Origin of the sequence: Cupriavidus laharis (genome assembly GCF_914271435.1) — a bacterium.
In the GTDB taxonomy this organism is placed as follows: domain Bacteria; phylum Pseudomonadota; class Gammaproteobacteria; order Burkholderiales; family Burkholderiaceae; genus Cupriavidus; species Cupriavidus laharis.
On the sequence record NZ_CAJZAI010000005.1, the window covers coordinates 224,266 to 250,490 of the forward strand.

The 26,225-nt window shown below is 66.2% G+C and carries 26 protein-coding genes and 1 tRNA gene; 14 read left to right on the forward strand and 13 right to left on the reverse strand.

All coding sequences use genetic code 11. The features are described from left to right. Positions 1-101: 101 nt before the first annotated feature. Entirely contained in the window at positions 102-1,571 is a 1,470-nt protein-coding gene (gene hemN / locus LDO29_RS13130) for an oxygen-independent coproporphyrinogen III oxidase (protein ID WP_224080219.1), read from the forward strand. An 89-nt stretch (positions 1,572-1,660) separates the two neighbouring features. Here hemN and LDO29_RS13135 read toward each other — a convergent pair whose 3' ends face one another. Beyond that, positions 1,661-2,533 carry a c-type cytochrome gene (locus LDO29_RS13135; protein WP_224080220.1) on the reverse strand — a complete coding sequence of 291 codons (873 nt, stop codon included), beginning with the start codon at positions 2,531-2,533 and terminating at the stop codon, positions 1,661-1,663. Positions 2,534-2,880: 347 nt separating this feature from the next. On the opposite strand from LDO29_RS13135, the gene LDO29_RS13140 reads away from it, so the two are divergent. Next, positions 2,881-2,956: transfer RNA gene (locus LDO29_RS13140), tRNA-Arg, on the forward strand. Between the two features lie 257 nt (positions 2,957-3,213). Continuing rightward, positions 3,214-3,990, forward strand: coding sequence for an NYN domain-containing protein (locus tag LDO29_RS13145; RefSeq protein WP_224080221.1), 777 nt, complete (start codon positions 3,214-3,216; stop codon positions 3,988-3,990). A gap of 675 nt (positions 3,991-4,665) precedes the next feature. On the opposite strand, the gene LDO29_RS13150 is transcribed toward LDO29_RS13145, so the two are convergent. Continuing rightward, on the reverse strand, positions 4,666-4,899 hold the full coding sequence (locus LDO29_RS13150) for a YMGG-like glycine zipper-containing protein (RefSeq protein WP_224080222.1): 234 nt from the start codon (positions 4,897-4,899) through the stop codon (positions 4,666-4,668). A gap of 9 nt (positions 4,900-4,908) precedes the next feature. Further along, positions 4,909-5,292: a hypothetical protein gene (locus LDO29_RS13155; protein WP_224080223.1), complete on the reverse strand. Its 384-nt coding sequence runs from the start codon at positions 5,290-5,292 to the stop codon at positions 4,909-4,911. Between the two features lie 270 nt (positions 5,293-5,562). Between LDO29_RS13155 and LDO29_RS13160 the strand changes: the two genes are divergently transcribed. From LDO29_RS13160 to arfB, 3 genes are all read left to right on the forward strand, one after another. Then, on the forward strand, positions 5,563-6,390 hold the full coding sequence (locus LDO29_RS13160) for a MipA/OmpV family protein (protein WP_224080224.1): 828 nt from the start codon (positions 5,563-5,565) through the stop codon (positions 6,388-6,390). A 298-nt stretch (positions 6,391-6,688) separates the two neighbouring features. Further along, entirely contained in the window at positions 6,689-8,077 is a 1,389-nt protein-coding gene (locus LDO29_RS13165) for an FAD-binding oxidoreductase (RefSeq protein ID WP_224080225.1), read from the forward strand. Positions 8,078-8,115: 38 nt separating this feature from the next. Beyond that, a complete protein-coding gene (gene arfB / locus LDO29_RS13170) occupies positions 8,116-8,520 on the forward strand; it encodes an alternative ribosome rescue aminoacyl-tRNA hydrolase ArfB (RefSeq protein WP_224080226.1) in 405 nt (134 codons plus the stop codon). On the opposite strand, the gene LDO29_RS13175 is transcribed toward arfB, so the two are convergent. From LDO29_RS13175 to LDO29_RS13195, 5 genes are all read right to left on the reverse strand, one after another. After that, positions 8,510-9,580 carry a GNAT family N-acetyltransferase gene (locus LDO29_RS13175; RefSeq protein WP_224080227.1) on the reverse strand — a complete coding sequence of 357 codons (1,071 nt, stop codon included), beginning with the start codon at positions 9,578-9,580 and terminating at the stop codon, positions 8,510-8,512. The genes arfB and LDO29_RS13175 overlap by 11 nt on opposite strands. Before the next feature lie 81 nt (positions 9,581-9,661). After that, on the reverse strand, positions 9,662-10,540 hold the full coding sequence (gene htpX, locus LDO29_RS13180; RefSeq protein ID WP_224080228.1) for a protease HtpX: 879 nt from the start codon (positions 10,538-10,540) through the stop codon (positions 9,662-9,664). 113 nt (positions 10,541-10,653) lie between these two features. Continuing rightward, positions 10,654-11,031: a hypothetical protein gene (locus LDO29_RS13185; RefSeq protein ID WP_224080229.1), complete on the reverse strand. Its 378-nt coding sequence runs from the start codon at positions 11,029-11,031 to the stop codon at positions 10,654-10,656. A gap of 58 nt (positions 11,032-11,089) precedes the next feature. Further along, positions 11,090-12,757 carry an FAD-dependent oxidoreductase gene (locus LDO29_RS13190; protein ID WP_224080230.1) on the reverse strand — a complete coding sequence of 556 codons (1,668 nt, stop codon included), beginning with the start codon at positions 12,755-12,757 and terminating at the stop codon, positions 11,090-11,092. A gap of 21 nt (positions 12,758-12,778) precedes the next feature. After that, complete coding sequence (locus tag LDO29_RS13195; protein ID WP_224080231.1) at positions 12,779-14,290, reverse strand: polyamine aminopropyltransferase; 1,512 nt, start codon at positions 14,288-14,290, stop codon at positions 12,779-12,781. Positions 14,291-14,458: 168 nt separating this feature from the next. On the opposite strand from LDO29_RS13195, the gene LDO29_RS13200 reads away from it, so the two are divergent. The 8 genes from LDO29_RS13200 to LDO29_RS13235 all read left to right on the forward strand — a co-directional run bounded on the left by LDO29_RS13200 (position 14,459) and on the right by LDO29_RS13235 (position 20,118). Further along, positions 14,459-14,845, forward strand: coding sequence for a DUF350 domain-containing protein (locus LDO29_RS13200; protein WP_224080232.1), 387 nt, complete (start codon positions 14,459-14,461; stop codon positions 14,843-14,845). A 39-nt stretch (positions 14,846-14,884) separates the two neighbouring features. After that, positions 14,885-15,925 (forward strand): SPFH domain-containing protein, encoded by a 1,041-nt coding sequence (locus LDO29_RS13205; RefSeq protein ID WP_224080233.1) that lies wholly within the window; start codon positions 14,885-14,887, stop codon positions 15,923-15,925. Between the two features lie 9 nt (positions 15,926-15,934). After that, positions 15,935-17,449 (forward strand): DUF4178 domain-containing protein, encoded by a 1,515-nt coding sequence (locus tag LDO29_RS13210; protein ID WP_224080234.1) that lies wholly within the window; start codon positions 15,935-15,937, stop codon positions 17,447-17,449. A 4-nt stretch (positions 17,450-17,453) separates the two neighbouring features. Further along, entirely contained in the window at positions 17,454-17,615 is a 162-nt protein-coding gene (locus LDO29_RS13215; RefSeq protein WP_224080235.1) for a hypothetical protein, read from the forward strand. Between the two features lie 10 nt (positions 17,616-17,625). Continuing rightward, positions 17,626-18,006 carry an adenosylmethionine decarboxylase gene (speD, locus tag LDO29_RS13220; RefSeq protein WP_224080236.1) on the forward strand — a complete coding sequence of 127 codons (381 nt, stop codon included), beginning with the start codon at positions 17,626-17,628 and terminating at the stop codon, positions 18,004-18,006. Between the two features lie 76 nt (positions 18,007-18,082). Beyond that, on the forward strand, positions 18,083-18,529 hold the full coding sequence (locus tag LDO29_RS13225) for a Cd(II)/Pb(II)-responsive transcriptional regulator (protein ID WP_224080237.1): 447 nt from the start codon (positions 18,083-18,085) through the stop codon (positions 18,527-18,529). 549 nt (positions 18,530-19,078) lie between these two features. Next, the gene (gene rnk / locus LDO29_RS13230; RefSeq protein ID WP_224080238.1) at positions 19,079-19,498 is read left to right on the forward strand and encodes a nucleoside diphosphate kinase regulator; all 420 of its coding nucleotides are present in this window, start codon (positions 19,079-19,081) and stop codon (positions 19,496-19,498) included. A gap of 266 nt (positions 19,499-19,764) precedes the next feature. Then, positions 19,765-20,118, forward strand: a complete 354-nt coding sequence (locus tag LDO29_RS13235; RefSeq protein ID WP_224080239.1) for a hypothetical protein — start codon at positions 19,765-19,767, stop codon at positions 20,116-20,118. A 206-nt stretch (positions 20,119-20,324) separates the two neighbouring features. Here the strand turns inward: LDO29_RS13235 and ypfJ are convergent, their stop codons facing one another. The 5 genes from ypfJ to hyi form a co-directional block, all read right to left on the reverse strand. Beyond that, complete coding sequence (gene ypfJ, locus LDO29_RS13240) at positions 20,325-21,200, reverse strand: KPN_02809 family neutral zinc metallopeptidase (RefSeq protein ID WP_224080240.1); 876 nt, start codon at positions 21,198-21,200, stop codon at positions 20,325-20,327. Between the two features lie 237 nt (positions 21,201-21,437). Then, positions 21,438-22,901 (reverse strand): pyruvate kinase, encoded by a 1,464-nt coding sequence (gene pyk / locus LDO29_RS13245; protein ID WP_224080241.1) that lies wholly within the window; start codon positions 22,899-22,901, stop codon positions 21,438-21,440. A 90-nt stretch (positions 22,902-22,991) separates the two neighbouring features. Then, positions 22,992-24,299 carry a glycerate kinase type-2 family protein gene (locus LDO29_RS13250; protein ID WP_224080242.1) on the reverse strand — a complete coding sequence of 436 codons (1,308 nt, stop codon included), beginning with the start codon at positions 24,297-24,299 and terminating at the stop codon, positions 22,992-22,994. Between the two features lie 137 nt (positions 24,300-24,436). After that, positions 24,437-25,357: a 2-hydroxy-3-oxopropionate reductase gene (gene glxR / locus LDO29_RS13255; RefSeq protein WP_224080243.1), complete on the reverse strand. Its 921-nt coding sequence runs from the start codon at positions 25,355-25,357 to the stop codon at positions 24,437-24,439. A gap of 69 nt (positions 25,358-25,426) precedes the next feature. After that, on the reverse strand, positions 25,427-26,209 hold the full coding sequence (hyi, locus tag LDO29_RS13260; protein WP_224080244.1) for a hydroxypyruvate isomerase: 783 nt from the start codon (positions 26,207-26,209) through the stop codon (positions 25,427-25,429). Positions 26,210-26,225 lie beyond the last annotated feature (16 nt).

The window sequence follows — 26,225 nt, forward strand, 5'->3', positions numbered from 1 at the left end:
TCTGTGCGTGCGTTGCGGCTGTCGTGCTTGACGCGCGTCAATTCCCTACACGCGTCACGGAACTAGCATGGATCATCAAACTCCCCGATAAGTCCGCCCCCATGAACACGTCCACCACGCCATCGCCGGCGCTCGACCGCCGCGCCCTGTCCGATTTCCGCGCACTGGCCGGCCGCATCGACGGCAACGGCCCGCGCTACACGTCCTACCCCACGGCTGACCGCTTCCACGGCGGCCTCGACGAGGCCGGCTACCACGCTGCGCTGGCGGACTGCCGCGTAGCGGCGCCGGCCCCACTGTCGCTGTACCTGCACATCCCGTTCTGCGAGAACATCTGCTACTACTGCGGCTGCAACAAGGTCATCACGCGTGACCACGGGCGCAGCGCCAAGTACGTGAACTACCTCGGCCGCGAAATGGCCCTGGCGGCGGCACACCTTGGCGAGCGCAGGCAGGTGCTGCAATCGCACTGGGGCGGCGGCACGCCGACCTTCCTGAACCCGGACGAGATGCGCCGCGTGATGGCATCGCTGCACAAGCATTTCGACCTGCCGGCCGACGGCGAGCACTCGATCGAGATCGATCCGCGCCGCGTCGACTACGAACGCATGGCGCTGCTCGCGGAACTCGGCTTCAACCGCGTCAGCCTGGGCGTGCAGGATTTCGATCCCGAAGTGCAGCAGGCCATCCACCGCGTACAGCCGTTCGAGGAAACCCGCGCCGTGGTCGAGGCCTCGCGCCAACTGGGCTTCCGCTCGGTCAGCCTGGACCTGATCTACGGGTTGCCGCACCAGACCACGGCGCGCTTCAATGCCACCGTGGAGCGGGTACTGACGCTGCGGCCCGACCGGCTCTCCGTCTACAGCTATGCGCACCTGCCGCACGTCTTCAAGCCGCAGCGGCGCATCGACGAAAACGCGTTGCCGAGCGCGGGCGAGAAGCTCGATATCCTCGTCTCCACGATTGAACGCCTGACCGCCGCCGGTTACGTCTATATCGGCATGGACCACTTCGCGCTGCCCGATGATGATCTCGCCGTGGCCCAGCGCGAGGGACGATTGCAACGCAATTTCCAGGGCTATTCCACGCATGCCGGCTATGACCAGCTCGGCTTCGGCATTTCCGCGATCGGCGCCGTGGCGGGGCGCTACGTGCAGAACGCGCGCACGCTCGACGACTACTACGCCACACTCGACGCCGGCCGGCTGCCGGTCATGCGGGGCTTCACGATGGAGCGCGACGACCACCTGCGCCGCGAGATTATCGGCGCGCTGATGTGCAATGGCGTGCTCGACATCGCGCAGATCGAGGCACGCCATGGCATCGATTTCGCGAACACCTTTGCCGCCGAACTCGCGGATCTCGACCGGCTTGGCGCCGATGGCCTGGTCCGGCGCGAGCCGGGCCGGATCGAAGTCACCATGCTGGGCCGCCTGCTCGTACGCCGCGTCGCCATGGTGTTCGACCGGTACTTGCGCGAAGACGCTTCGCGGCCGCCTGCCGCGCAGCCGGCCGCCAACGACGGCGCCCAGCCGGTGCGGTTCATGCCGCGATATTCCCGCGTGGTCTAAAGCGGCGGCGCCGATCCAGGCGCGCGACCGACAGGCGAAAAAAACCCCGCGAACATGTCGCGGGCTTTTTTTTGTATGCGGAGCCGGTATTACTTGGCAGCGCTGGCCATGTAGTCTGCGGCGGCGATGACGTCGGCATCCGGACCGGCATAGCCACCCTTCGGCGGCATCACGCCCTTGCCCTTCAGCGCGAAGTTGTGAACGGCGTCCATGCCTTCCTTCAGGCGCGGCGCCCAGGCGGCCTTGTCGCCGAACTTGGGAGCACCGGCAACGCCAGCTGCGTGGCAGGCAGCGCAGACCTGCTCGTAGACCTTCTTGCCGACATCGGCGGAAGCTGCAGCAGGCGCTGCGGCCGGTGCCGGCGCAGCGGCAGCGGGCGCCGGGGCAGCCGCTGCTGCAGGTGCGGCACCGGCGTCCGATGCCGCGGCAGTGGCCGGAGCAGCGGCGGCAGGCGCGGCCGGCTCGGGGAACTTGGCGCCGCCGGCGTCAGCCATGTAGACCACGGCGCGGCCGAGTTCGTAGTCGGTGTAGTCGTCCGGCGTGGTGCCGGCGCGGGCCTGCATGGCGCCCTTGCCGTTCAGGACCGACTTCATCAGCCCGTCGAAACCCTGGCCGATGCGGCTGGCCCAGTCGCCAGCGTTGCTGTACTTCGGCGCACCCGCCGCACCCGTGGCGTGGCAGGCAGCGCAGACTTCCTTGTAGACCTGCTCGCCGGTCTTGAAGACGCGCGGTGCGTTGGCGTCCTTGATCTCGAGCGACGCGACCGGCTTGATGCGGTCATTGATGGCTTCCGCCGTGGTGACCGACCCGGCACCTTCCTTGGAGCCGTGGCCGACAAAATTGACCAGCAGGATGATCACGATGATCGGGACCAGGAACGCAGCGATCACCACCGCAATCAGCTGCTTCGGCGTCTTGATGGGAGACTCGTGTTCGTCGTGTTGGTGTTGGACGTCGCTCATACAGAACTCTCAGTTTTGCAGGAAACCTTCAGCCGCTCACGCTCGGCTTGATTTATGGGGCCCTTGAACGCCTGGGTCCTTCTGATTGCGTGGTTCGGTACTGTCCCCCGTTTACGACCGCCGCGCGGCTGCGTTTTAACGGAAATAGCTCGCGATTATAGCCCCAAAGGCCTCATGGCAGGGTCAAAAGAGGCGGTTTCGAGACGTCCGGCGACGCCCCCGGATTCCTGCGCATGGACGCGTCGCTGCAAACGCGGTATCCTATGTGACTTTCCTGCGGCGGCGTTCGTCCGCCGCAACGGTTGCACCCGCGGCAGTGCTTGCCGCCAGTGCCATACCACTTCCGCGCGCCCGTAGCTCAATGGATAGAGTACTGCCCTCCGAAGGCAGGGGTTGCTGGTTCGATCCCAGCCGGGCGCGCCAATCCCATCAAGGGATTCCGGCTTTTCCCACCACCGCGAAGGGCGACTGCACCTAAATTGCACCTACCTTTGGCGCTGGCACGGGTGCGATCGAATGGATAAGTGCTACAAAGTGCGACTTTGCGTTGCACATTCAGTTAGCAGTTGCTAAAGTTTCGACATCCAGCCCATGGCAGTACGCCGTTGCAAACATCAAGCAGCGTGCCGAGCCCATGGGCTTTCTTGCGTCTGACAACGAGAAAATCGAAGGGAGGCGCAATGCCGACTGCCATTCTGATTGACGGGGCTTTCTTCATTAAGCGCTTTCGGGCGATCGAACCTGAGAACGCGCACAACCCGCGCCGCGCGGCAGAGTGCGCTCATCGCTGGGCTTGCGCCCACCTGGCCCCGAAGGCTCCGCGCCGCCCAGGAGGCGCCCAGGACGCTCCTGCGGAACGACAGCGCCAGCGTCGCGAGCGACGGGAGCTTTACCGTATCTTCTTCTATGACTGCCCACCTCTGGATAAGAAGATGCACAACCCCATCAGCAAGAAAGCCATCGACTTCAGCAAGTCGGATGAGGCCATATTTCGCTTGGCGCTCCACGAGCACTTGCGAGGAATGCGCAAAGTTGCCCTCCGTTTGGGCCACTTGTCCGCCTATACGCAGTGGGCGATCAAGCCGCATAAAGTCGGCGAGCTGCTCGCAGGCAAAATCCAGATGAATGACCTCCGCCCTGAAGACGTGACGGTCGATATCCGGCAAAAGGGCGTCGACATGCGGATCGGCGTGGACGTGTCGTCCCTGGCCTTCAAAAAACAGGTCGACCAGATTGTCCTCATCGCGGGAGACGCGGATTTTGTACCGGCTGCAAAGCAGGCTCGGCGCGAAGGAATCGACTTCATCCTGGACCCGATGTGGCAGACGATTCCGGCAAACCTCAATGAGCATATCGACGGTTTGCGTTCCACGTGCCCGCAGAAGCCGAGGACTGCTAACAAAGCCCCGCTATTGGTGGCAGATGAATTTCAAGAGGCTGCAGCGAAACGCGCGTGACTGGAACGGCGCTGGTTCGATCCCAGCCGGGCGCACCAATCCCCACGACGGTTTCCTGCGTTTTCGCGCGTTTTGCCTCAAGAGCTGTTTACGCCCGGGCAAGACCTGAGCCGAGCATCCGCAGGCCAGTTCCGGCAGCCCGCCTTCACATGTCTCTTTGTGACACTTTTCGCAAAGTGCTTAAAGCCGTCCTTAGAATGTTTCAATTGTCTCCATGGGGGGGCGAACATAAAGTGTCATTGAGGCCTCCCCTGCAGAACACTCCCCGTTTCTGACAGGACATTGGAAAGCGCGGCATGTCCGCGCTTCTTTTTTCGTGCCTCTTCCTCTCACGAGGGGTGTCGTTGCTGCGCACGACCGGAAGCCAACCGGCTCGGAAACCGATGACGATCAGGGCCTGCTCGAGCAGCATAAGACGGCGGTGCGGATCGAAAGCGACGATCTGCTCGCGCGGATGCGGTGGGTTCGCCTCGCCTACCGCCGGGTTGTCGAGCGAAGCCAGCGTCTGGTGACCGGGAGCATCATCTTGCTGGCATGATTGGATTCCCGCTGAGCGGCAAGCAGCCATGCACAACGAACGGACGCACGGCGACGTCCAGGCACGTTGCCGTCGGGCAGGGAGTCACGCCACGGCGACTGATCGTGCCGCGGCTACGCGCGTGAAAGCCCCGGCAGTCAATACCGCTGCTGCTCGTTGCGTCCCTTGATATTGCCCGCCACACCGCCCGCCACCGCGCCGATGGCAGCACCGGTCCAGCCGCTGCCGCCTGCGATGGCGGCAATGCCGGCGCCGGCTGCAGCACCGATGGCCGCTCCCGATACGGTACCTTGCTGCTGCGGCGTCATGCCCGTGCATGCGGCAACACTGGCCACCGCCAGCGCTGCGCTGATCCATTGAAGTCGTTTCATGGCCTTGCCTTACTTCTTGCCCTGCAGTCCAGGCACCACCATCTCGAACCAGATGGTCTCGATCACCGGCCGCTGCAGGCGGTCGGGGTGGGCGGCATACCAGCGGTCCAGTCCGTCGCGGACCGAATCCAGCGTATGGCCTTTTAACCCCCTGGCCAGGCGCGGCACGATGGTTTGCGAGTCGGGCGGGATATTGCCGGCGTGGTAGGCAACATCGACCTGCACCACATTGGCAATGCCCACCAGGTAGGCCTTCTTCATCTGCTCCGTCGATTCGGTCCACTGCTTGCCTGTGACCAGCGGGACCTCGTCGGCACTGGCCACGCCCGATGCCATGGCAAGCGCCATGCACGCCACGGCGGTCCACGCGTGCAGTTTCTGCCTTGTTGTCATTGCACACTCCTGCGCGGACCGGGACGCATGATGGCCCGCCTCAACGTCGCGCCTGTCTCCGATCAGGGGGTGCCGGCTGGCGCGCTTTTATATTAGTCGCTATTCCAGTGACCGCTACGCCGCCGTGCGGCATCCCGCTGCGGCGCAAGCCCTCTCCGACAAACCGCCTGCGCGGGCCCGAAAACTTTCATATCACTGACCTGCGTCCGCGCCGTCCATGTGCTGATAGATTCGCCTGAATCGGCGTATTCGATTGGAAGAGGGCAAGACATGGCACTGACGGCACTGATCCGGCGTATCGCAGGCCCGGGCCTGGTGGGCTTGGCTTTGGCACTGGCCACAGGGAGCAGCGCCGCGTCGCCCGTGGATCTGCCTGGAGCGCTGCCCAACATGGTCGGCCTCGGCGTAGGTTCGACCACCGAGTTCGCGGGTGGCAAGGACCGCATGATCGGCGTTGTACCCGGCGTGCGCTATGTGACGCCGGGCGGGCGGCTGCTTGAGTGGTACGGGCCGTACGCGCAATTCAACTTCGGCGGGCTGACCGGCTTCCAGTGGGGGCCCGCGGTGTCGCTGCGCCTCGGGCGCAGTGGGGTCGACGACCCGGTAGTGTCGCGCATCCATGAGATCGACACGACGGTCGAGGCCGGCGGCTGGATCGGCTACGAGTACCTGCATGAAGGCTCCATCCCGTTCCGTCTGCGCGGCGGCATCAACGTGATGACGAATGCGGGCATCGTCTACGGCGGCGCCCGCGTGACCGCCAATGTCTCGGCATGGGTGCCGATGCACCGTCGCATCTATGCCGGCATCGGCCTGGGCGCAACCTGGGTCAGCGACAGCTTCAACCGCACGTATTTCGGCGTGACCGACGCGGATGCGGCTGCCAGCGGCCTGCCGGCGTATAACCCCGGGGGTGGGCTGGAGCAGTACACCGGGTGGCTCGCGCTCCTCTACCAGATCGACAAGAACTGGTATGCCGGGGCCATGGTCTATACGCAGCGGTTGACCGGCGACGCGGCCGACAGCCCCATCGTCACCCAGCGCGGCACCCGCGACCAGATCACCTATGGCATCGGGTTGGGCTATACATGGCGCTGACACAGGATACGTGTCGTGGCTGTAACGAATTGTCCGTCAGCGCCGCGGCAATTCTTCGTCACAATCCGCGTCCTTTTGGCGCCGCGCCGCGGGCACCGGGAAATGTGCGATGCATCATGGTTGAAACACTTCTGCCCGATTCGGGGGACGAACCATGCGCCCACGCATCGCAAGGTGCGTCCAGTCGGTGCGTTGCCGCACATGGCGCGCAATTTGCGTCACTGAAACCCTGGGCAGGCCGCCATGGCCCCTGTCCACCTGTGCATGGCGGCCCGGGATGTCGATGCGGAGGTTTGCCATGCCCGCGATTTCGAATGACCTGCTTGCGTCACTGCGCACGGCCGTGCGCGGCAAGGTGCTGCTACCCGGTGATCCCGGCTACGACGAGTCGCGCGCCATCTGGAATGCCATGGTGGACAAGCGCCCCGCACTGGTGGTGCAGTGCACGGGGGCTGCCGACATAGCGGCAGCGGTGGCATTTGCGCGTGACAACGGCCTACTGCTCGCGGTGCGTGGCGGCGGCCACAACATTGCCGGCAAGGCGTTGTGCGATGACGGCCTCGTCATCGACCTGTCGCCCATGCGCGCCGTCCATATCGACACTGGTTCGCAGCGCGCCTGGGTGGAGCCCGGGGCGCGGCTGGCCGACTTCGACCACGAGGCCCAGGCTTGTGGGCTGGCGACGCCGCTGGGCATCAACTCGACCACGGGTGTGGCCGGGCTGACGCTTGGCGGCGGCTTCGGCTGGCTGACGCGCAAGTACGGCATGACTGTGGACAACCTGCTCTCGGCGCAGGTCGTGACCGCCGATGGCCAGCGTCTGCGTGCCAGCGAACAGGAACATGCCGACCTGTTCTGGGCCCTGCGCGGCGGCGGCGGCAATTTCGGCGTGGTGACGCTGTTCGAGTTCAAGCTGCACGCCGTGGGCCCGCAGATCCTGGCCGGATTGCTGGTGTTCCCGGGCGCCGAAGGGCGCGCGGTGCTCAGCCAGTACCGCCTGTTCACCGAAACCATGCCGGAAGACCTCAATGTCTGGGTGGTGCTGCGCCAGGCGCCGCCACTGCCGTTCCTGCCGCAGGCGGTGCACGGTACCGACGTGGTGGTGCTGGCCGTGTTCTACGCAGGCGATCCTGCGCAGGGCCAGCCGCTGCTCGCGCCGTTGCGCGGCTTTGGCACCTTGCTCGGCGAGCATGCGGGTCCCATGCCCTATGTCGCATGGCAGCAGGCGTTCGACCCGCTGTTGACGCCGGGCGCGCGCAACTACTGGAAATCGCACAACTTCACGCAACTGCCGGACGAGGCGATCGACGCGATGATGGACTTCTCCAGCCGGCTGCCTTCACCGCACTCGGAGATCTTCATCGGCTTTGTCGGCGGCCGGGCTGGCAGCGTTGCGGCCGATGCCACCGCCTACCACCACCGCGATGCGCGCTTTGTCATGAACGTGCACACCCGGTGGGAAAGCCCTGGCGAGGACGCCGCCTGCGTGGCCTGGGCACGCGACTTCTTCAGCGCCACCGAACCGTATGCGACGGGCGGCGTCTACGTGAACTTCCTGACCGAGGACGAAGCGGCGCGCGTTGGCGCGGCCTATGGCCCCAACTACGAACGGCTGGCCCGCATCAAGCAGAAGTACGATCCGGACAACCTGTTCCGGGTGAACCAGAATATTGCGCCTTCCGCATAGAAGGAAATCCCGGGCATGCGCCTTGCTATGATGTGCGCATGCCCGACGATTTCCTGATTCCCCACCACGAATACGACATCACGGCGATCCGTGCGCAGGGCGCCGGTGGGCAGAACATCAACAAGGTGTCCAACGCGGTGCACCTGCGCTATGACGTGCGCGCGTCTTCGCTCGCACCGGACCACAAGGAACGCCTGCTGCAATTGCATGACCACCGCATCACGCGCGATGGCGTGGTGGTCATCAAGGCCCAGCAGCACCGCAGCCTCGAGCTGAACCGAGACGATGCCATACGGCGCCTGCACGAGCTGGTCGCCAGCGTGGCAACGCCGCCGCGCGCGCGCCGGCCCACACGGCCCACGCTGGCTTCGCGCAAGCGGCGCCTTGAAAGCAAGAGCCAGCGCAGCCAGGTCAAGGCGCTGCGCGGCCGCGTTACGGAGTGAGCGCGGCCAGCCTGCTGCCGGCCGGCACCTTGGCGACGACAGGCCGCCGGTAGGCCGGAAAATAGCCACGGAGATCGCCGTCCGAAGCAGCGCGGCCCGCCGAGAGCGCATGGTATGCCTCGCGGCTGACGACCACGCGCTGCGTGCTGAACATGTGCGTGTCCGGCGAGAATCCGCGCTTGAACTCATGCAGCGAGTCCACCGCCGAGCCGAGTCCGCCGCCAAGGTGCAGCCGCGAGAAGCCATGCATGCGGCCCCATTCCCTGGCAGTGTGGATGATGATCTTGGTCGGCTGGCGATGACGGTAGTCCCAATCCGATCCGGACAGGTGGTACTGCATGATGCCGGACTGCTGTGCGAGCGTGAACAGCGCTCCGCCGATGACATGGCCCGCTTCCTCGGCAACGAGCAACAACAGGTTGTCGCCAAGTCCATTGACGAGCGAACGGTAATACTGCTTGTCAAAGAAGTAGTAGTCCGTCGCGCAGCGGCGCGTCATGGTCTGGTTGTAGATGTCGATGAAGCGCGACAGCGTTTCGAACTCCCGGTCCACCCGCACCGTCACGCCCGCGCGCCGGGCCCGGTTGATCCCCAGCTTGTGGCGCGACTGCGTTTCCTGCCAGTGTTTCTCGGGCGGCTTGCGCAGGTCGATCGACACCGTCATTCCCTGTTCGAGCACCAGCCCGACCGAACTCTTCCAGTGCGTGTTGAGCAGCGGGTGCAGGCGCAGGAAGCAGGACACGCAGCCGGCTTCGCGCAGCATGTCCACCGCGGCACGGAACGCGGCATCCGCGAAATCCGCGGGCGCGCCCGTGCTCACGAGCGGTCCGCCGTATCCGTAGGCCGATGTGGCATCCCACAGGCCCCCGGTGAGATCGCGACGGACGAAGGGAACAAGCAGCTCGTGGGCGCCGTCCGTCACATGCACGGCTAACGCACGGCCCCGTTCGCTGCGCTCGGCAGCCTTCATCCAGGCCGGCGTGTGATGGCAATCATGGCTGCAGCGCTCCAGGGCGGTGCGCCAGGCGTTACTGGTGATGTCCAACAGATTCGCTCGCATCTCTTGCTCCCCGACAGGATGCCTGCGGTATCCGCCCCAGCCACCAGGGCTTTCGGACGGTTCGCAGCGATCAATTGAGTTTCAGCGTGCCGATCGCAGCGCCGCAATGCGCTGCTCGATCGGCGGATGGCTCGAGAACAGCGCCATCCACGATTTCCCTCCCGCTATGCCCATGGCCTGCATGTTCTGCGGCAGGCCCTCCGGCTCAAGCCCGCCCAGCCTGCGCAGCGCGGCGACCATCGGCGTCGGCGTGCCCATCAGGCCGGCCGCGCCCGCGTCGGCGCAGAATTCGCGGCGGCGCGAAAAGGCGGCGACGATGATGCTGGCCAGAACGCCGAAGACGATCTCGCAGACGATCACGGTGACCATGTAGCCGATGCCGGGCCCGCTCGACTCCTCATCGTTCTTGCGCAGCATCGAATCGACGAAGTAGCCGACCACGCGCGCAAGGAAGATCACGAACGTGTTGACCACGCCCTGGATCAGCGTGAGCGTGACCATGTCGCCATTGGCCACGTGCGCCACCTCATGCGCGAGCACGGCTTCCACCTCGTCATGCGACATCGACTGCAGCAGGCCGGTGGAAACGGCCACCAGCGAGCTGTTCTTCGTCGCGCCGGTCGCAAACGCGTTGGGCTCGCCCTCGTAGATCGCCACTTCGGGCATCGGCAGCCCGGCCTTCTGAGACAGCTTCTGCACGGTCTGCACCAACCACAGTTCGGTACTGGTGCTGGGGTGCGTGATGACCTGCGCGCCGGTGGACCACTTGGCGATGGCCTTGGACATCAGCAGCGAGATGAAGGCGCCGCCGAAGCCCATCAGCGCGGCAAAGGCGAGCAGCATGCCAAGGTTGAGACCGTTGGCGGTCAGGAAGCGGTTCACGCCAAGGACGCTGGCGGTGATACTGAGGACGAGCATGACGGCGAGGTTGGTCGCCAGGAAAAGCAGGACGCGTTTCATGAGAGTGGAACAGGACAGCGGGATAGGCGCGGACGAGCCGCAGGCGCGTGCGGCGCCTCAACGGCACAGCGCGCAGGAACGGCCATGCGCGGCGAATGCCGCGCAGGTGGGGATCAGCCGCGCGGTGGGCGCGGCAGGAGAGGAAGGTCGGGGTCGGGCAGGGCAGTACCCGCGTAGCGCGGCGGCCCGGACTGGGTGGGGCCGGCAGCAAGGCGGAACTGGGATCCGGGCAGGAGCTGTTCAGTGAGGTCGATGCCGGCCGGTAGCGGCTCGGGGGCTTCGGCCAGGTCGGCCGGCGAAATGGTGTCGGGTGCGAGAACTTCCGCCGCCGTGCACAGTCCGGCCGGGTGGCTGTCCGTCTGCTGCGCCGGGCTGGCCGCGGCATCCGTGGCGGGCGCGCCGGTACCGGCCCACGCCTGGAACGGCAGGAAGGCCAGCATCAGGACCAGCAGGAGGAGCCGGATGGAGCGCACGCGACAGCGAAGAATCAAATGGGGATGCCCCGAATTCTACAGGATGGTGCTGGCGTTCGCGGTGCCGTAATGAGCGCTATCCAACGATGCGCGCGGCTGCCCGAGTGCCCCACCAGGCGGCCTCTTCGAACACCGACAGGCCTGACAGGTCGGCATGGGCGAACTGGATGGGTCCGTCCACGCCGCGCAGCGCGACTGCGCCGGCGTTGGCGAGGAAACCTGGCAACGGTGACGCCATGGCATGGCCGCGTGCCGTGATCTCTACTTTGTCCGTGTGGCGCCAGAACCCGCGGCCATAGACTTCGCGCAGGTCGGTCACGGCGTGGTCCATCAGTTCGGCAGGGCTCGCCTCAGCCAGCCAGCGCCGTATCGTGGCCGGGGCGGCGGCCTGGCCCAGTGCCGCGCCATCGACCGGGCAGTAGGCCGTGAATACCGTGCGCGCCGGCGGCGCCTGCCGGATCAGCTGGTGCGTCGCCACCACATAGCCGAGTGCGCGCGAACCGTGGACGACGTTGTCCCAGGCCAGCGGCACGCCCGGCGCCTCAGCCGGGAAACCGCGCAGGTCAAAGCTCGACACCAGCCAGGCCGCATGCGGCGGCAAGTGGCGGGCCGGATCGAAACCGAAGCGGGCAAGCGGCGTCAGGCGCGCGGCCACGTGCAGCGGCATGGCGCAGATCACGCGACGCGCGCGCAGGCGCATGGTGCGCGGCATGCCGTGGGCATCCGCCACGCCGGTGCAGAGCACGTCCACGCCTTCACGCGATTCGTCGAGCCTGAGCGCCATGCCCGGGCGATGCCAGTCCGACCGGCCCGTCAGCCTGTCGACGCGTGCGATCAGCTTCGACACCAGCCCGTGCAGCCCGTCCGGCCACGTCAGCACGGCGCCGTCGGCGGCGTTCTGCGCATGGCCGCCGCGGCTCGCAAAGTAGTGCAGTCCGGCCCATGCCGACACGACATCATGGCCAGCGCCGTAGTCGTCGCGGCAACAGTAGTCGGCATAGGCATGCAACGTGGGCGAGCTGAAGCCCTCGTCCAGCAGCCATTGGCGGAAGGTGCGCGTATCGAGCGCCATCCATTTCGGGTCGCGCGAAGCCAGCGCGATCGGGATGGTAAAGGCCTTGCGCCCGTCGTTGCCGCGCGCGTCCCGAAGCTCGCTGATGCGGGCGAAGAAGCGCGCATGCTGCTCGCGTTCGCCGTCATCGAGCCCGTCGGTCGGCAGCAGGCCGTCATGCCATCGGCCGTTGCGGAAATGCCTCTCCTCGGGCGCATGGACGATGATGCGCTCGTCGAAGCGCGGGCGGACGCTGAATGGATCCTGCTCGATCACGCCGACGTCGGCGAGCATCTCGCGCATATGGGTCGATTCCACCGACGGCAGCGGGAGGTAGTGCGCGCCGCGCGGGAAGCCCAGGTCGCCGAACCGGCCGGCCGCCGTGTTGCCGCCGAACTCGGGACCGTCGATGACGATGAAGTCGCGCATGCCGGCACGCGCGAGCAGCCAGGCGGCCGACAGGCCCGCGGCACCGCTGCCAAGGATGGCAACGTCCGTGTGCAGTTCCCCGTCGGGCTGCGGCCATTGCGCGGCGTCACGCAAGGCATGGCCCTGCGCCATCCCGGGGCGCAGCACGACCGGCGCGGCCTCATACAGTCCGACGCCGGACAGGAAGCGGCGCGAGGCATCGCCAAGCCGGTCGCAGCCGGCCAGCGCGGCAGAGGCGCCGATCAGGAACGTGCGGCGGTCCATCACTACGTGCTCGTCGACGTGTCAGCGGATGACATTGCCCCAGTCCTGCTCGAAGTCATGCACCAGCGACTGCTCGTTGAGCCGGTTCGCGTGGCCCGCGCGCGGTGCCATGTCGGGCGGGAAGCGGAACATCAGCGCGGTGCTGTCGGCGTCCAGGAACTTCATCGGCACGTCGTAGCGCGTGGGCGGGCTGTAGTCGCCGCGCTTGCCGGCCAGGATGAAGCCCCATTCGCCGAACGACGGCACATAGGCGTGGTAGGGCCAGGTGTGCAGGCCCGCTTCGTTGAGCGTGGCATTGATGCCCCAGAACGAACGCGGCGCGTAGTACGGCGACGTGGACTGCACCACGGCATAGCCTTTCTCCGCAAGGTGCCGCGACAGCAGCCGATACATCGGCACCGAATACAGCTTGCCCAGCCCGAAGTTGGACGGGTCGGGCAGGTCGACGATGATGGCATCGAACACGTCGGCATGCTGCTCCATCCATTGCGCGGCATCGGCGTTGACCACCGTCACGCGCTCATCGCGCAGCGAGTCCTGGTTGAGCGCGCGCAGCGGCGCGCTTTGCGAGAACAGCGTGGTCATGGCCGGGTCCAGGTCGACCAGCGTCACGTGCTCGATATGGCGGTGGCGCAGGATCTCGCGCAGCGCCAGCCCGTCGCCGCCGCCGATTACCAGCACGCGGCGCGCCCACGGCAGCGCCTGCAGCACCGGGTGCACGAGCGCTTCATGGTAGCGGTGCTCGTCGCGCGACGAGAACTGCAGGTTCCCGTTGATGTACAGGCGCAGGTCGTCCTTCCAGCGCGTGATCACGAGGCGCTGGTACGGTGTGGATTCGCTGTGGATGATCTCGTCGCCGAACAGACCGCGTTCGGCCCAGTGCGTGAGCCGGTCGGAACCGGCAAAGCCAGCGCCAAGCAGCGCGATCACCACCAGCGCGCGCATCGTGCGCAGCGGTACCTGCGGCAGCTCGTCGCGAAACAGGCGCGTGGTGTAGAGCGCCACTGCCGCGTTGAGCATGCCGAACAGGAAACCCGTGCGCGACAGTCCCAGCCGCGGCGCCAGCACCAGCGGAAACACCAGCGACACCGCGAGCGCGCCCAGGTAGTCGAACGTCAGCACGCGGCTCACCAGGTCGCTGAAGGCGGCGCGACGCGCATTGAGGATGCGCATGACCAGCGGGATCTCCATGCCCACCAGCACGCCGGTCAGGAACACCAGCGCGTAGAGCGCCGTGCGGAACGGCGCCGACAGCCACGCGAACACCACGAACAGCAGTGCTGCCGAGATGCCGCCGAGCAGGCCCACCAGCACCTCGATGTCGATGAAGCGCGCCAGCACGTCCTCGTCCTTCACATAGCGCGACAGCCACGAGCCCACGCCCATGGCGAACAGGTAGCAGCCGATGATCGACGAGAACTGGAGGATGGAGTCGCCCAGCAGGTAGCTGGACAGGGCGCCGGCGATCAGTTCGTAGCCAAGCCCGCAGGAGGCCACGATCAACACCGAAATGACAAGGGCACGGTCGCGCATCAGGCGGCTGTCTGGCGGGATTTACGAGTTCCGGGGGGAGCTGGCAGATGAGACTGCGGATATACTTGCGCGCATTCGCGCGCTGCCGGCGCAATCGTAGTCAAATGTCCTGTGTCATCGAGTAACGGCGCGGACTCCGGCGCTGTCCACAACCGCCACGGAAACAGCATGCAACCGATCTACGCCTACGCCATGCACCTGCTGGCAAGCCTTGTACTGCTTGCCGTGTTCGTCGGAGTCTACACCAGGATCACGCCGTTCCACGAGTTCAGGCTGATCCGCCAGGGCAACATCGCGGCGGCGCTGTCGCTTGGCGGCGCGATCCTGGGATTCTGCTTCACGCTGTCGTCGTCGATCCAGCACAACGACACCTTTCCGACGTTCCTGCTGTGGGCGGTCGGCGCCATGGTGGTCCAGGCGCTGGTCTACGCGGGCCTGACCCGGGCGCTGCCCGACATGGACGCCGCCATCGAATCCGACAATATCGGCATGGGCGCCCTGATGGGCACCATCTCGGTTACCGTGGGCGCGCTCAACGCGGCCTGCCTGTCCTGAAACACGCTTCACTCGCATCCACGCCAGAGGAGACCTGACATGAGCATCGGTTCTTTCATCAAGAAGCAGTTCATCGACATCCTCCAGTGGACAGAGGACACCGACGGCGTGCTGGCCTGGCGCTATCCGATGGAGGACATGGAAATCCAGTACGGCGGCAGCCTGACCGTGCGCGAGTCGCAGATGGCGGTGTTCGTCAACGAAGGCAAGATCGCCGACGTGTTCGGGCCCGGCATGTACAAGCTCACCACGCAGACGCTGCCGGTGCTGACCTACCTGAAGAACTGGGACAAGCTGTTCGAGTCGCCCTTCAAGTCCGACGTCTACTTCTTCAGCACGCGCCTGCAGATCGGCCGCAAGTGGGGCACGCCGCAAGCCATCACCATCCGCGATGCGGACTTCGGCATGGTTCGGCTGCGCGCGTTCGGCCTGTACTCGTACAAGGTCGCCGATCCTGCCAAGTTCTACAGCGAGATCAGCGGCACGCGCGCCGAATACACGCGCGATGAAGTGGAAGAGCAGCTGCGCAACCTGCTGATCGCCACCATGACGAACGCGCTTGGCGCGTCGTCGCTGCCGTTCCTCGACATGGCGGCCAACCAGGCGCTGATGTCGCAGACCATCCGCGAGCGGCTGGCGTCGGAGTTCGAGCGCTATGGCGTGGCGCTGGACAACTTCGCGGTCACCAATGTGTCGCTGCCGGAGGAGCTACAGAAGGCCATCGACACCCGCATCTCGATGGGGATGATGGGGGATATGGCGAAGTACACGCAGTACCAGGTCGCCAGCTCGATCCCGCTGGCCGCGCAGAACGAGGGCGGCGTGGCGGGCTTGGGCGCGAGCCTGGCCGCGGGCGCGGTAATGGGGCAGGCGATGGCCGGCGGGCTTGCCGGCGCGGCAGGTGCAGCGGGCGCACCCGGCGTACCCGCACCTGCGGTGCCGCCCGCCAACTCGGCTGCCGCTGCGGACGACCCGGCCGTACGGCTGCAGAAGCTGAAAGAGTTGCTCGACAAGAGCCTGATCACGCCGGCCGAGTTCGACAGCGCCAAGGCCGAGATCCTGAAAAAGCTGGTCGGCTGACGGGGCTGCATGCAACAGGTCAACTGTCCTGGTTGCGGCGCGGAGGTCGCGTTCCGTTCCTCCGCCGCCGTCATGGCCGTATGCGAGTATTGCCACAGCACGCTGGTCAAGGATGCCGATGCCGTCAAGGACATCGGCAAGATGTCGGCCGTGCTGGAAGACTACACACCGCTGCAGCTCCATGCATCGGGACGGTGGCAAGGGCAGGGCTTCACGCTGGTGGGGCGCATCCAGCTGCGCTACGAGGCCGGGCTGTGGAACGAGTGGTACCTGCTGTTCGACGACGGCAGCGACGGCTGGCTCGCGGATGCCTCGGGCCAGACCATGCTGACGCGCCGCGTGTCGCCGGAACAGGCGGCGGCTGCGCAGTTCGACCAGGCGCCGCAGTTCGAGTCGCTGCGTCCCGGCGACAGCCTGTTTTTCGACAAACGCCGCTGGCTTGCCGGCGACGTGCGCACCGCGCGCTGTACCGGCGGTGAAGGTGAGCTGCCGTTCGTGGTCGGCGCGGGCTGGATCGCGCAGGTGGCCGACTTCCGCGACGAGGGGCGTTTCCTGACGCTCGACTACGCCGACGGCTATCCTCCGACGGTCTACACAGGGCAGCTTGTCACGCTGGACCAGCTCAAGGCGCAACTGCTGCGTCCCGCAGATGAAATCGGCCGCACCGCGGACCGCTATCGCGGCAAGGCCATATCGCTCGCCTGCCCGAACTGCGGCAGCCCGATTGCCTATCGCGCCGGCATGGCCAGCTTCGTCGTCTGCGGCAGCTGCCACAGCGAGGTGGACTGCACCACGTCTACCGCCATCGTGCTGGAAAAGCACAAGGAGCTGGAGGCGCTCAGGACCAGCCTGGCGCCCGGCGATATCGGCACCATCGGCGGCAAGCCCTATGCCGTGCTGGGGCTGATGCAATGCACGGACAACGACGAGGATGAAGCCTCCACGTGGGTCGAATACCTGCTCTTCAACGAGGAGCGGGGCATGTTCTGGCTCGTGGAGCAGGACGGCGGCTGGGACAAGGTCGAAGTGCTCGACACCTGGCCGCGCATGGCCTCGGCGGACGTGGCAACGTGGCAGGGCAAGCATTTCCGCAAGGGCTTCGACTACCGCAGCGAAGTGCTCTATGCAGCGGGCACCTTCAACTGGCGCGTGCGGGTCGGCGACAGCACGCAGCTCACGGAATTCGGCGAACCCGCGCTGCGCCTCACGCGCGAAACGTCTGACACGGAGGTTGTCTGGACGCGCTCGACCCGGGTCACGCGCGCGCAGGTGGCGCAATGGTTCCCGCACAACAAGGCGCTGGCCACGGCCGCCGCACAGCCGGGCGCGGCTGTGCGCAAGCCGCCCGAGGACTCCGACCTGGCCTTCTGCCGCAAGGCCGCGAAGTGGTACGCCATTGTGCTGGCCATCCTCAATGTACCGGTGGCATTGATGAAGGACAGCGGCTGGATCACGCTGGCCTTCGGGCTGCTGCTGCTGTGGGCACCGCTGTGGCTGGTGGGCCGCTGGTCAGCCAAGGACTGATGACGTGCGACTTCTCTACCTGATCTACGGCCTGATCGTGCTGTTCGGGGCAACCTTCTACAACCTCGGTTCCGGCGACTACAAGTCCGGCAGCTCGGGCGGTTCCGGCCGCATATGGGGCGGCAGCAGCGGCGGCAACTGGTCCTCGGGCGGCGGGCACAAGTGAGGCGGGCACCGTGAACGCGCCGCAACTGCCTTGCCCGGCCGTGCTCGGCCGCCATCTGCTGCTCGACCTGCAGGGCGTCGCGCCCGCGTTGCTCACCGACGCGGCACTGGTCGAGCGCGTGCTGTACGCGTCGACGCAGGCGGCCGGCGCGACGCCGGTGGATGCGCGCTTCCAGCACTTCGGTCCGGGGCTTGGCGTGACGGGCGTGATCCTGCTCAAGGAATCGCATATCAGCATCCATACCTGGCCAGAGTATGGCTTTGCGGCTGTGGATATCTTCATGTGCGGCTCGGCCAGGCCCGAACTGGCGGCGCAGCATATCCGCGAGGCACTGGCGCCGCGCGCGATGACGCTGCGCGATGAGGCGCGCGGCGTGAACAGGTGCCGCTGACGCCGCTCCGGCAAGTCATTCGCTTCTGCGCTAGACTTACACTCAACCCCGTAGTCACTACAGAGATTTCTGTCCCATGCGAATCGGCGAACTCTCCCGGCACAGCGGTTGCGATGTCGAAACCATCCGCTACTACGAACGCGAAGGCGTGCTCGATGCTCCCCAGCGCGAGGACAACGGCTATCGCCGCTACGGCGACACCCATCTCATGCAGCTCAACTTCGTGCGGCACTGCCGTTCACTGGGCATGAGCTTGTCGGACGTGCGCCGGCTGCGCGACTTCGAGCGCAATCCGTCGCAGGACTGTGACGATGTCAACGCGCTGCTGGACCGCCAGATCGAGCAGATCCACGCACAGCGCGTGGCGCTGGAAACGCTGGAGAGCCAGTTGCGCGCCTTGCGCGAGACCTGCCACCACCAGCACCAGGCCGCCAGCGAATGCGGCATCCTGCAGAACCTGCAGCAGGCCGCGGCCGGCGCGCCGTGCGAATGCCACGCGCACACCACCGGCCACGCCGGGTGAAGGTCACCCCCGCCGCGCATGCCGCCCGCCTGTGCTACGATGGCTGTTCGCGTCCCTGCACCAGACCGGTGCGGACGCGAAGCCAGAATTGCCGGATAAGCTGATCGACGTCTTGCGATTGCCTGCCGCGCGATCCGTTCCGGTTTTCCTTTCCAGATCCTGCTTCCTGTTATCCGCGTGACCGCCATGCCAGTTCGCCATTTGCTGCCCGCCGTACCTGCCCGCCCCGCGCGGCAGGTACGCGCGCGCGCCGGCGCTGCGGCCCTGGCCACGCGCATGACGCCCCGCCGCCGGGTCAGCGCTCCGCCTGATCCCGCCCGGTTCCCAGCCTGACTGTCCCCACCAAGGACCCGGGCCGAACCGGGCTCCAGCCTCACGCCTGCGTCGTGACACCGATGCGCCTTGCAAGCGCCGTGTGACCCGGCAACGCCGGCCTTGATTCGCTGTTTTGCTGTTTCCTGATGTTCCCGCATGGGCCGTCGGCAATGCCGTCCGGTCGCCGTGCCGGACCCAACCTGACCGCTACCGACACCTGACGGAGGATTAGCCATGACGGCCACCAACCCGACCGCAACGACCCTCTACCTGACCGAACTCGACGTCACACGCCTGGAGCGCCTTGCCAGCCGCCCGGGCGCCGGCCCTATGGCCGATATGCTCGACGCGCTGCTCGCGCGCGCGGCAATCGTCACGCCGCAGGACATCCCGACCGACGTGGTCACCATGAACTCGCGCCTGGTCTGCGCGCTGCAAGGCGACCCGGCACCGCGCCAATGGACACTGGTCTACCCGGATGAAGCCGACTTCGATGCCGGCCGCCTGTCGGTGCTGTCGCCGGTAGGCCAGGCGCTGCTGGGCGCCCGTGCCGGCCAGACCGTGAGTTACCGCCTGCCCGATGGCCGCGAACAGCACGTAACGGTCACCGAGATCGCCTTCCAGCCCGAAGCCAGCGGCCAGTACACGCTCTGATCGTGTGAAACGGGCACCGCACGGTATGCGCGTGCGGGCCCGCAAGGCATGAACCAGCCAACCTGCAGATAGCAATCCACACGCGCCGTTCGTCAGCAAGTTCGTCGTTTCACGACTGACAACTCACCATTCGTCGCAGCGTCATTTCCGATGACGAGACCAGTGACTAAGCTTCAGTCCGTGCTCGCATGGCAACACAGATTGCCCAGCGGCAAAGAGTTAGCCGGTCACATAAAGAAAGACGAAATCAGTCGAAGGAGTCCGAAATGATCGCCAAACGCATTCTTGGCGGCGCGTTCGTGGTGGCGGCCCTGGCCGCATCGGCCGCGGCGATAGCTGCCCCTGCCGCGACCAGCAAGGCTGGCAAGTTCGATGTATATGCCGATGCACTGCGCGCCGGGAAGTTCGATCCGTACGTGGACGGCACCAAGCAAGGCAAGTACGACGTCTTCAGCGACGGCGCGCGCAAGGACCGGTATGACCCTTATACGGATGGGGCGCGCAAGGACCGCTTCAATCCATATACCGACGGGGCAGCCGCATTTAGTGGCGAGATCTCCGCGAGCTCGACCGACAACTCGCGCACTGGCGACGGCTCGCTCTACGGATACCGCGTCTGACGCGCTTCCTCAGGGTTCCCCCAGGACCTGCAGCGGCCACCAAGGGTGGCCGCAAGTTTTCTCTCCCGCCTGCCCGGCAGACCTCCTCCTCCTTCTCTCTGCGCCGGGCAGGCGATTTTTCCCCGATGACTACGATTTGACGCCAGCCGCTGGGGCTGTGTGTGCCGTACGTTCGCGCCGTCTCGCCGGGCAACGCGCCTGATGCATCAAGGCTGGCGTGCGGCGAAGGTGTCGCACTTGCGGATGTCGCCGGTGGTCAGCCCCTGGCGCAGCCAGCGTACGCGTTGTTCGCTGGTGCCGTGGGTGAAGGCCTCGGGCACCACATAGCCCTGCGCCTGCCGCTGCAAGCGGTCGTCGCCAATGGCGGCGGCAGCCTTCAGGCCTTCCTCGATATCACCCGGCTCCAGCAGCCGCTGGTTGGCGCGCTGTGCGGTGGCGGCCCAGACACCCGCCAGGCAGTCCGCCTGCAACTCCATGCGTACCGACAGCTGGTTGGCCTGCGCCTGGCCCATGCGCCTGCGTGCGGCATCCACCTTGTCGGAGACGCCCAGCAGGTTCTGCACATGGTGGCCGATCTCGTGCGCGATCACATAAGCCTGCGCAAAATCGCCTCCGGCGCCGAAGCGCCGGCGCAGCTCGTCATAGAAAGCCAGGTCGATATAGACCTTATGGTCGCCCGGGCAGTAGAACGGCCCCATGGCTGACTGTCCCGTACCGCACGCGGTCGGCGTGGCGCCCGAGAACAGCACGAGCTTGGGTGGCTCGTAGCGCCGGCTGAGCTCCGTCTCGAAGATGTGCTCCCATGTCCGCTCGGTATTGCCCAGCACCTTGCGCGTGAACACCGTCAGCTGGTCATTGGCCGGCGGCCGGTTGACCTGGTGCTGCTGCGGCGCCTGCTGGCCCTGCAGCACCGATGCGCCCTGCATGATGACCGTCGGGTCGATGCCGAAGAAATACGACGCGGCAAGGGCGATGATGACCGTGCCGATGCCGATGGTCTTCGGACCACCGAACCCGCCACCGCCAAAGCCGCCGCGGCGGTCTTCAACGTTCTGGCTTTCGGCTTCGTCATCAAGACGCATGGGGGCTCCGGGGGAGGGGGCTAAGGGTGGGAATCAAGTATAGCAATGAGGCTAAGGAGTGTTTGGAGCGGGGTATCGTGTTTGATGGGGCGCCAGGCACCGCACCCCATCCCATATCCGACAGCCCAAGATCCCAAAAAAAACGCCACCCGCACAGCCTTGGAGAAGGCCCTCGCGGGTGGCGGGCGGCAATTGGCACCACTGGGGCACGGCCAGTGCCCCGACAACGAAACCGGGTCAGACCGTGGCAGCCTCCCGAACGGCGTCAGTACCAGCCACCGCATTCCCGCCCACTTCCGCCACGCGCAGCAGGTTGGTCGTGCCGCCCTGGCCGAATGGCATGCCGGCAGCAATCGTGATCTGGTCGCCGGGCGCGGCATAGCCCTCAATGAGCGCGGCCCGCGTGGCCGCGTCGACCATCTCGTCGACGCTCTGCACATCCGGGCTCACGGTCGAGTGAATGCCCCACGCAATGGCCAGCCGGCGCGCGATCTCCAGGTTCGGCGTGATACTGACGATCGGCGCGCACGGCCGCTCGCGGGCAGCGCGCAGCGCCGTGGCGCCGGAAGACGTGTAGGTCACGGTCGCCGCCGCGCCGATGATCTGCGTGACTTCGCGCAGCGCCGCGCAGATGGCGTCCTGGCGCGTGTTCAGCGGCGTTTCGTGCTGGGCGTCGAGCAGGTTGCGGTACAGCGGGTCGCGTTCCACCTCGGTGACGATGCGGTTCATCATCGACACTGCGGGAACGGGGTAGCGGCCGTTGGCCGACTCGGCCGACAGCATCACGGCATCAGCACCCTCGTAGATCGCGCTGGCGACGTCCGAAGCTTCGGCACGTGTCGGCACCGGCGAATCGATCATCGACTCGAGCATCTGGGTGGCGATGACCACGGGCTTGCCAAGCTGCCGGCACACACGCAGGATGCGCTTCTGCACGCCGGGCACACGCTCGGGCGGCAGCTCAACGCCGAGGTCGCCGCGCGCGACCATCACCGAATCGGACACGCGCACGATCTCTTCAAGCTGTTGCAGCGCGGCCGGCTTCTCGATCTTCGACAGGATGCCGGCACGCGTGCCGACGATCTCGCGCGCTTCGACGATGTCCGACGGGCGCTGCACGAACGACAGGCCGATCCAGTCAGCACCGAGCGACAGCGCGAAGTCCAGGTCCTTCCGGTCCTTCTCGGTCAGCGCGGGAATGGGGATCACCGCGTCGGGCACGTTCACGCCCTTGCGGTCGGACAGCGTGCCGTTGTTCACCACGCGCGTGGTGATGCTGCCGCTGGCCACGGCTTCGATCGCGAGCCGCACCTTGCCGTCATCGATCAGCAGCGACTGCCCCGGCTGCGCTGCGCGGAACAGCTCCGGGTGCGGCAGGTGCACGCGGGTGCCATCGCCGGGCGTAGGATCGCTGTCGAGCACGAAGGTGTCACCGGCGCGCACCGCGACCTTGCCCGCGGCGAACACGCCGATGCGCAGCTTCGGACCCTGCAGGTCGGCCAGTATCGCGATCGGGCGGCCGGTCTCAGCCTCGATCTGGCGCACGGCGTCATAGCGCGCGCGGTGATCTTCGTGCGTGCCATGGCTGAAGTTCAGGCGGAACACGTCGGCCCCGGCTTCGAACAGCTGCCGGATCACCGCGATATCGGTGCTCGCGGGACCGAGCGTGGCAACGATCTTGGCTTTGCGCTGGCGTCTCATGATGTCTCCTCTTCCATTCTCGGAACGGCGCACCGGATACGGCGCGCCGGTAATGCAATTCGATTCGGCGATTCGGTACGGCCGCGATGCTCAGACGATGAGGATCGCGCGGAAGTCGTTCACGTTGGTACGGGTCGGCTCGGTGACGATCAGGTCGTCCACACCGGCAAAGAAGCCATAACCATCGTTGTTTTCCAGATGCGCGCGCGCGGACAGGCCGCGTGCCGCGGCACGGGTCAGCGTGTCGGGCGTGAGCAACGCGCCGGCGTTGTCTTCGGAGCCGTCGATGCCGTCGGTGTCGCAGGCAATCGCATGCACGCCGGGCAGGGCGTCGAGGGCCACCGCCAGCGACAGCAGGAACTCCGCATTGCGGCCGCCGCGGCCCTTGCCGCGTACGGTGACGGTGGTCTCGCCGCCCGACAGCAGCACGCAAGGCTTGCTGAACGGCTGGCCGTGCTGCGCGATCTGGCGTGCGATGGCGGCATGCACGAGTGCAACGTCGCGAGCCTCGCCTTCGATGCAATCGGACAGGATGTGCGCCTCGAAGCCGAGTTCGCGTGCACGTGCGGCGGCGGCTTCGAGCGATTGCTGCGCAGTCGCCAGCGTCGCACTGCGGTGGCCTTCAAAGCGGGCATCGCCGGGCTTCGGCGTTTCGCCGGCGCCGCTCTCGAGATGGGCACGCACATTGGCCGGCACATCGATGCCGTACTTTGCGATCACGGCGAGCGCATCGGCGCAGGTGGTGGCATCGGGCAACGTCGGGCCGCTCGCGATCAGCGTCGGGTCATCGCCGGGAATATCGGAAATCAGCAGGGTCTCGACACGGGCCGGTGCACAGTGCAACGCCAGGCGCCCGCCCTTGAGCGCGGACAGGTGCTTGCGCACGCAGTTCATCTCGCCGATGCTCGCGCCGCTGCGCAGCAGCGCCTTGTTGACGGCCTGCTTGTCGGCCAGCGAAATGCCGGGCGCGGGTGCGGCCAGCAGCGCGGAGCCGCCACCGGAAATCAGGCACAGCACGAGGTCGTCGGCGGTCAGGCCCTGCACAAGTTCGACCATGCGCTGCGCGGCGCGCGCGCCGGCTTCGTCAGGCACCGGATGCGCGGCCTCTACCACTTCGATGCGCTTGCAGTCGGCACCGTGGCCATAGCGCGTCACCACCAGCCCGCTCAACTCGCCTTGCCAGTGGGCTTCGACAGCCTGCGCCATCGCGGCAGCGGCCTTGCCGGCGCCGATCACGACCGTGCGACCCTTCGGCGGCTGCGGCAGGTGCGGGGGCAGGCAGTGGCTGGCGCTGACCGATGCCACGGCGGTATCGAACAGTTCGCGCAGCAAGGCACGCGGCTGGAGGCTGGGGCGCTGTGGGGTCAGCAGGGCGGCGCTGGTTTCGGTGTCGAGCATGGGGAATCCTGGGAACTTGCCCGTCGTCCCCGCGAAGGCGGGGACCCAGTGGCTTTGTCCCCCTCCGGGGGACATCAAAGACGCTGGATTCCCGCCTTCGCGGGAATGACGGAGTACGACGATTTGCTGGGCGGTACTTACTTGGCCTTCGCGATCTCGTGGTTCGACATGATCTCGATCGCACGGCACAGCGCCGAGTGGTCGGCCTTGCCGAAGCCGTTCGCAGCACAGGTGTTGAACAGTTCCTGCGCGGTTGCGGTATTCGGCAACGCCACGCCCAGCGCCTTCGCGCCTTGCAGGGCCAGGTTCAGGTCCTTCTGGTGCAGTTCGATGCGGAAGCCCGGGTCGAAGGTGCGCTTGACCATGCGTTCACCATGCACTTCCAGGATGCGCGACGCGGCGAAGCCGCCCATCAGCGCCTGGCGCACGCGTGCCGGATCGGCACCAGCCTTCGACGCGAACAGCAGCGCTTCGGACACGGCCTGGATGTTCAGCGCGACGATGATCTGGTTGGCCACCTTGGTGGTCTGTCCGTCACCATTGCCGCCCACCAGCGTGATGTTCTTGCCCATCAGCTCGAACAGCGGTTTGACCTGGTCAAAGGCTTCCTGCGGACCGCCGACCATGATCGTCAGCGAGGCGGCCTTGGCGCCGACTTCGCCACCCGACACCGGCGCGTCCAGGTACGAAGCGCCCAGCTTGTTGATGCGCGCGGCGAAGTCCTTGGTGGCGATCGGCGAGATCGAGCTCATGTCGACCACGATCTTGCTGTAGCTGGCTTCCTTGCCGGCTGCCTTGAACGCGGCGGCAACGCCCTTTTCGCTGAACAGCACCGCTTCGACGTGCGGGGTGTCCGGCACCATGATGATGATGATGTCGGCGCGCTTGGCGACTTCCTCGGCGCTGGTGCAGACCGTCACGCCGGCGTCCACCAGGAACTGCGGGGCCGGGTTGACGTCATGCACGAACAGCGTGTGGCCGGCTGCGCGCAGGTGCCCTGCCATCGGTGCGCCCATGATGCCCAGACCGATGAAGCCGATATTGCGTTGGTTTGCCATGTTGATGTCTCCGATTGGATGTTAAGTCTGTGATGGATTGCGTGTGCGGTAACCCGTTACTGCATGCTGTTACTGCACACCGTGGGCGGCGCGCCAGCCTAGGCCGGCTTCGGTGGTGGTCTTCGGCTTGTACTCGCAGCCGATCCAGCCGGTGTAGCCGATCTCGTCCAGGTACTTGAACAGGAAGTGGTAGTTCAGCTCGCCCGTGCCCGGCTCGTTGCGGCCCGGGTTGTCGGCCAGCTGTACATGCCTGATCTTCGGCAGGTTCGCCTTGATGGTGTTGGCGATCTCGCCTTCCATGCGCTGCATGTGATAGATGTCGTACTGCACGTACAGGTTGGGCGCGTTGACCTGGTTGATCAGGTCAACGGCCTGCTGCGTGCGCGACAGGAAGAAGCCCGGAATATCGAAGGTGTTGATCGGTTCGATCAGCAGGTCGATATGCTCGGCGGCGAGCGCGTTCGCGGCGAAGCGCAGGTTTTCGACGAGCGTTTCCTGCGCCTGCTCGCGCTTCACGTTCTGCGGCTGGATGCCGACCAGGCAGTTGAGCTGGCGCACGCCCAGCACCTTGGCGTACTTGATGGCCTCTCCCACGCCGTCCTGGAATTCACTGACACGGTCCGGGTGGCAGGCAATGCCGCGCTCGCCCGCATCCCAATTGCCGGCGGGCAGGTTGTGCAGCACCAGGTCGAGCTGGAAGCGGTTCAGGCGGTCCGCGATCTGGTCCGCGTGGAACGCATAGGGAAACAGGAACTCCACGCCGCGGAAGCCCGCGCGTGCGGCGGCTTCGAAGCGGTCAAGAAAACCGACTTCGTTGAACAGCATGGTGAGGTTTGCCGCAAGTTTGGTCATTTGGTCATCTCCGGTG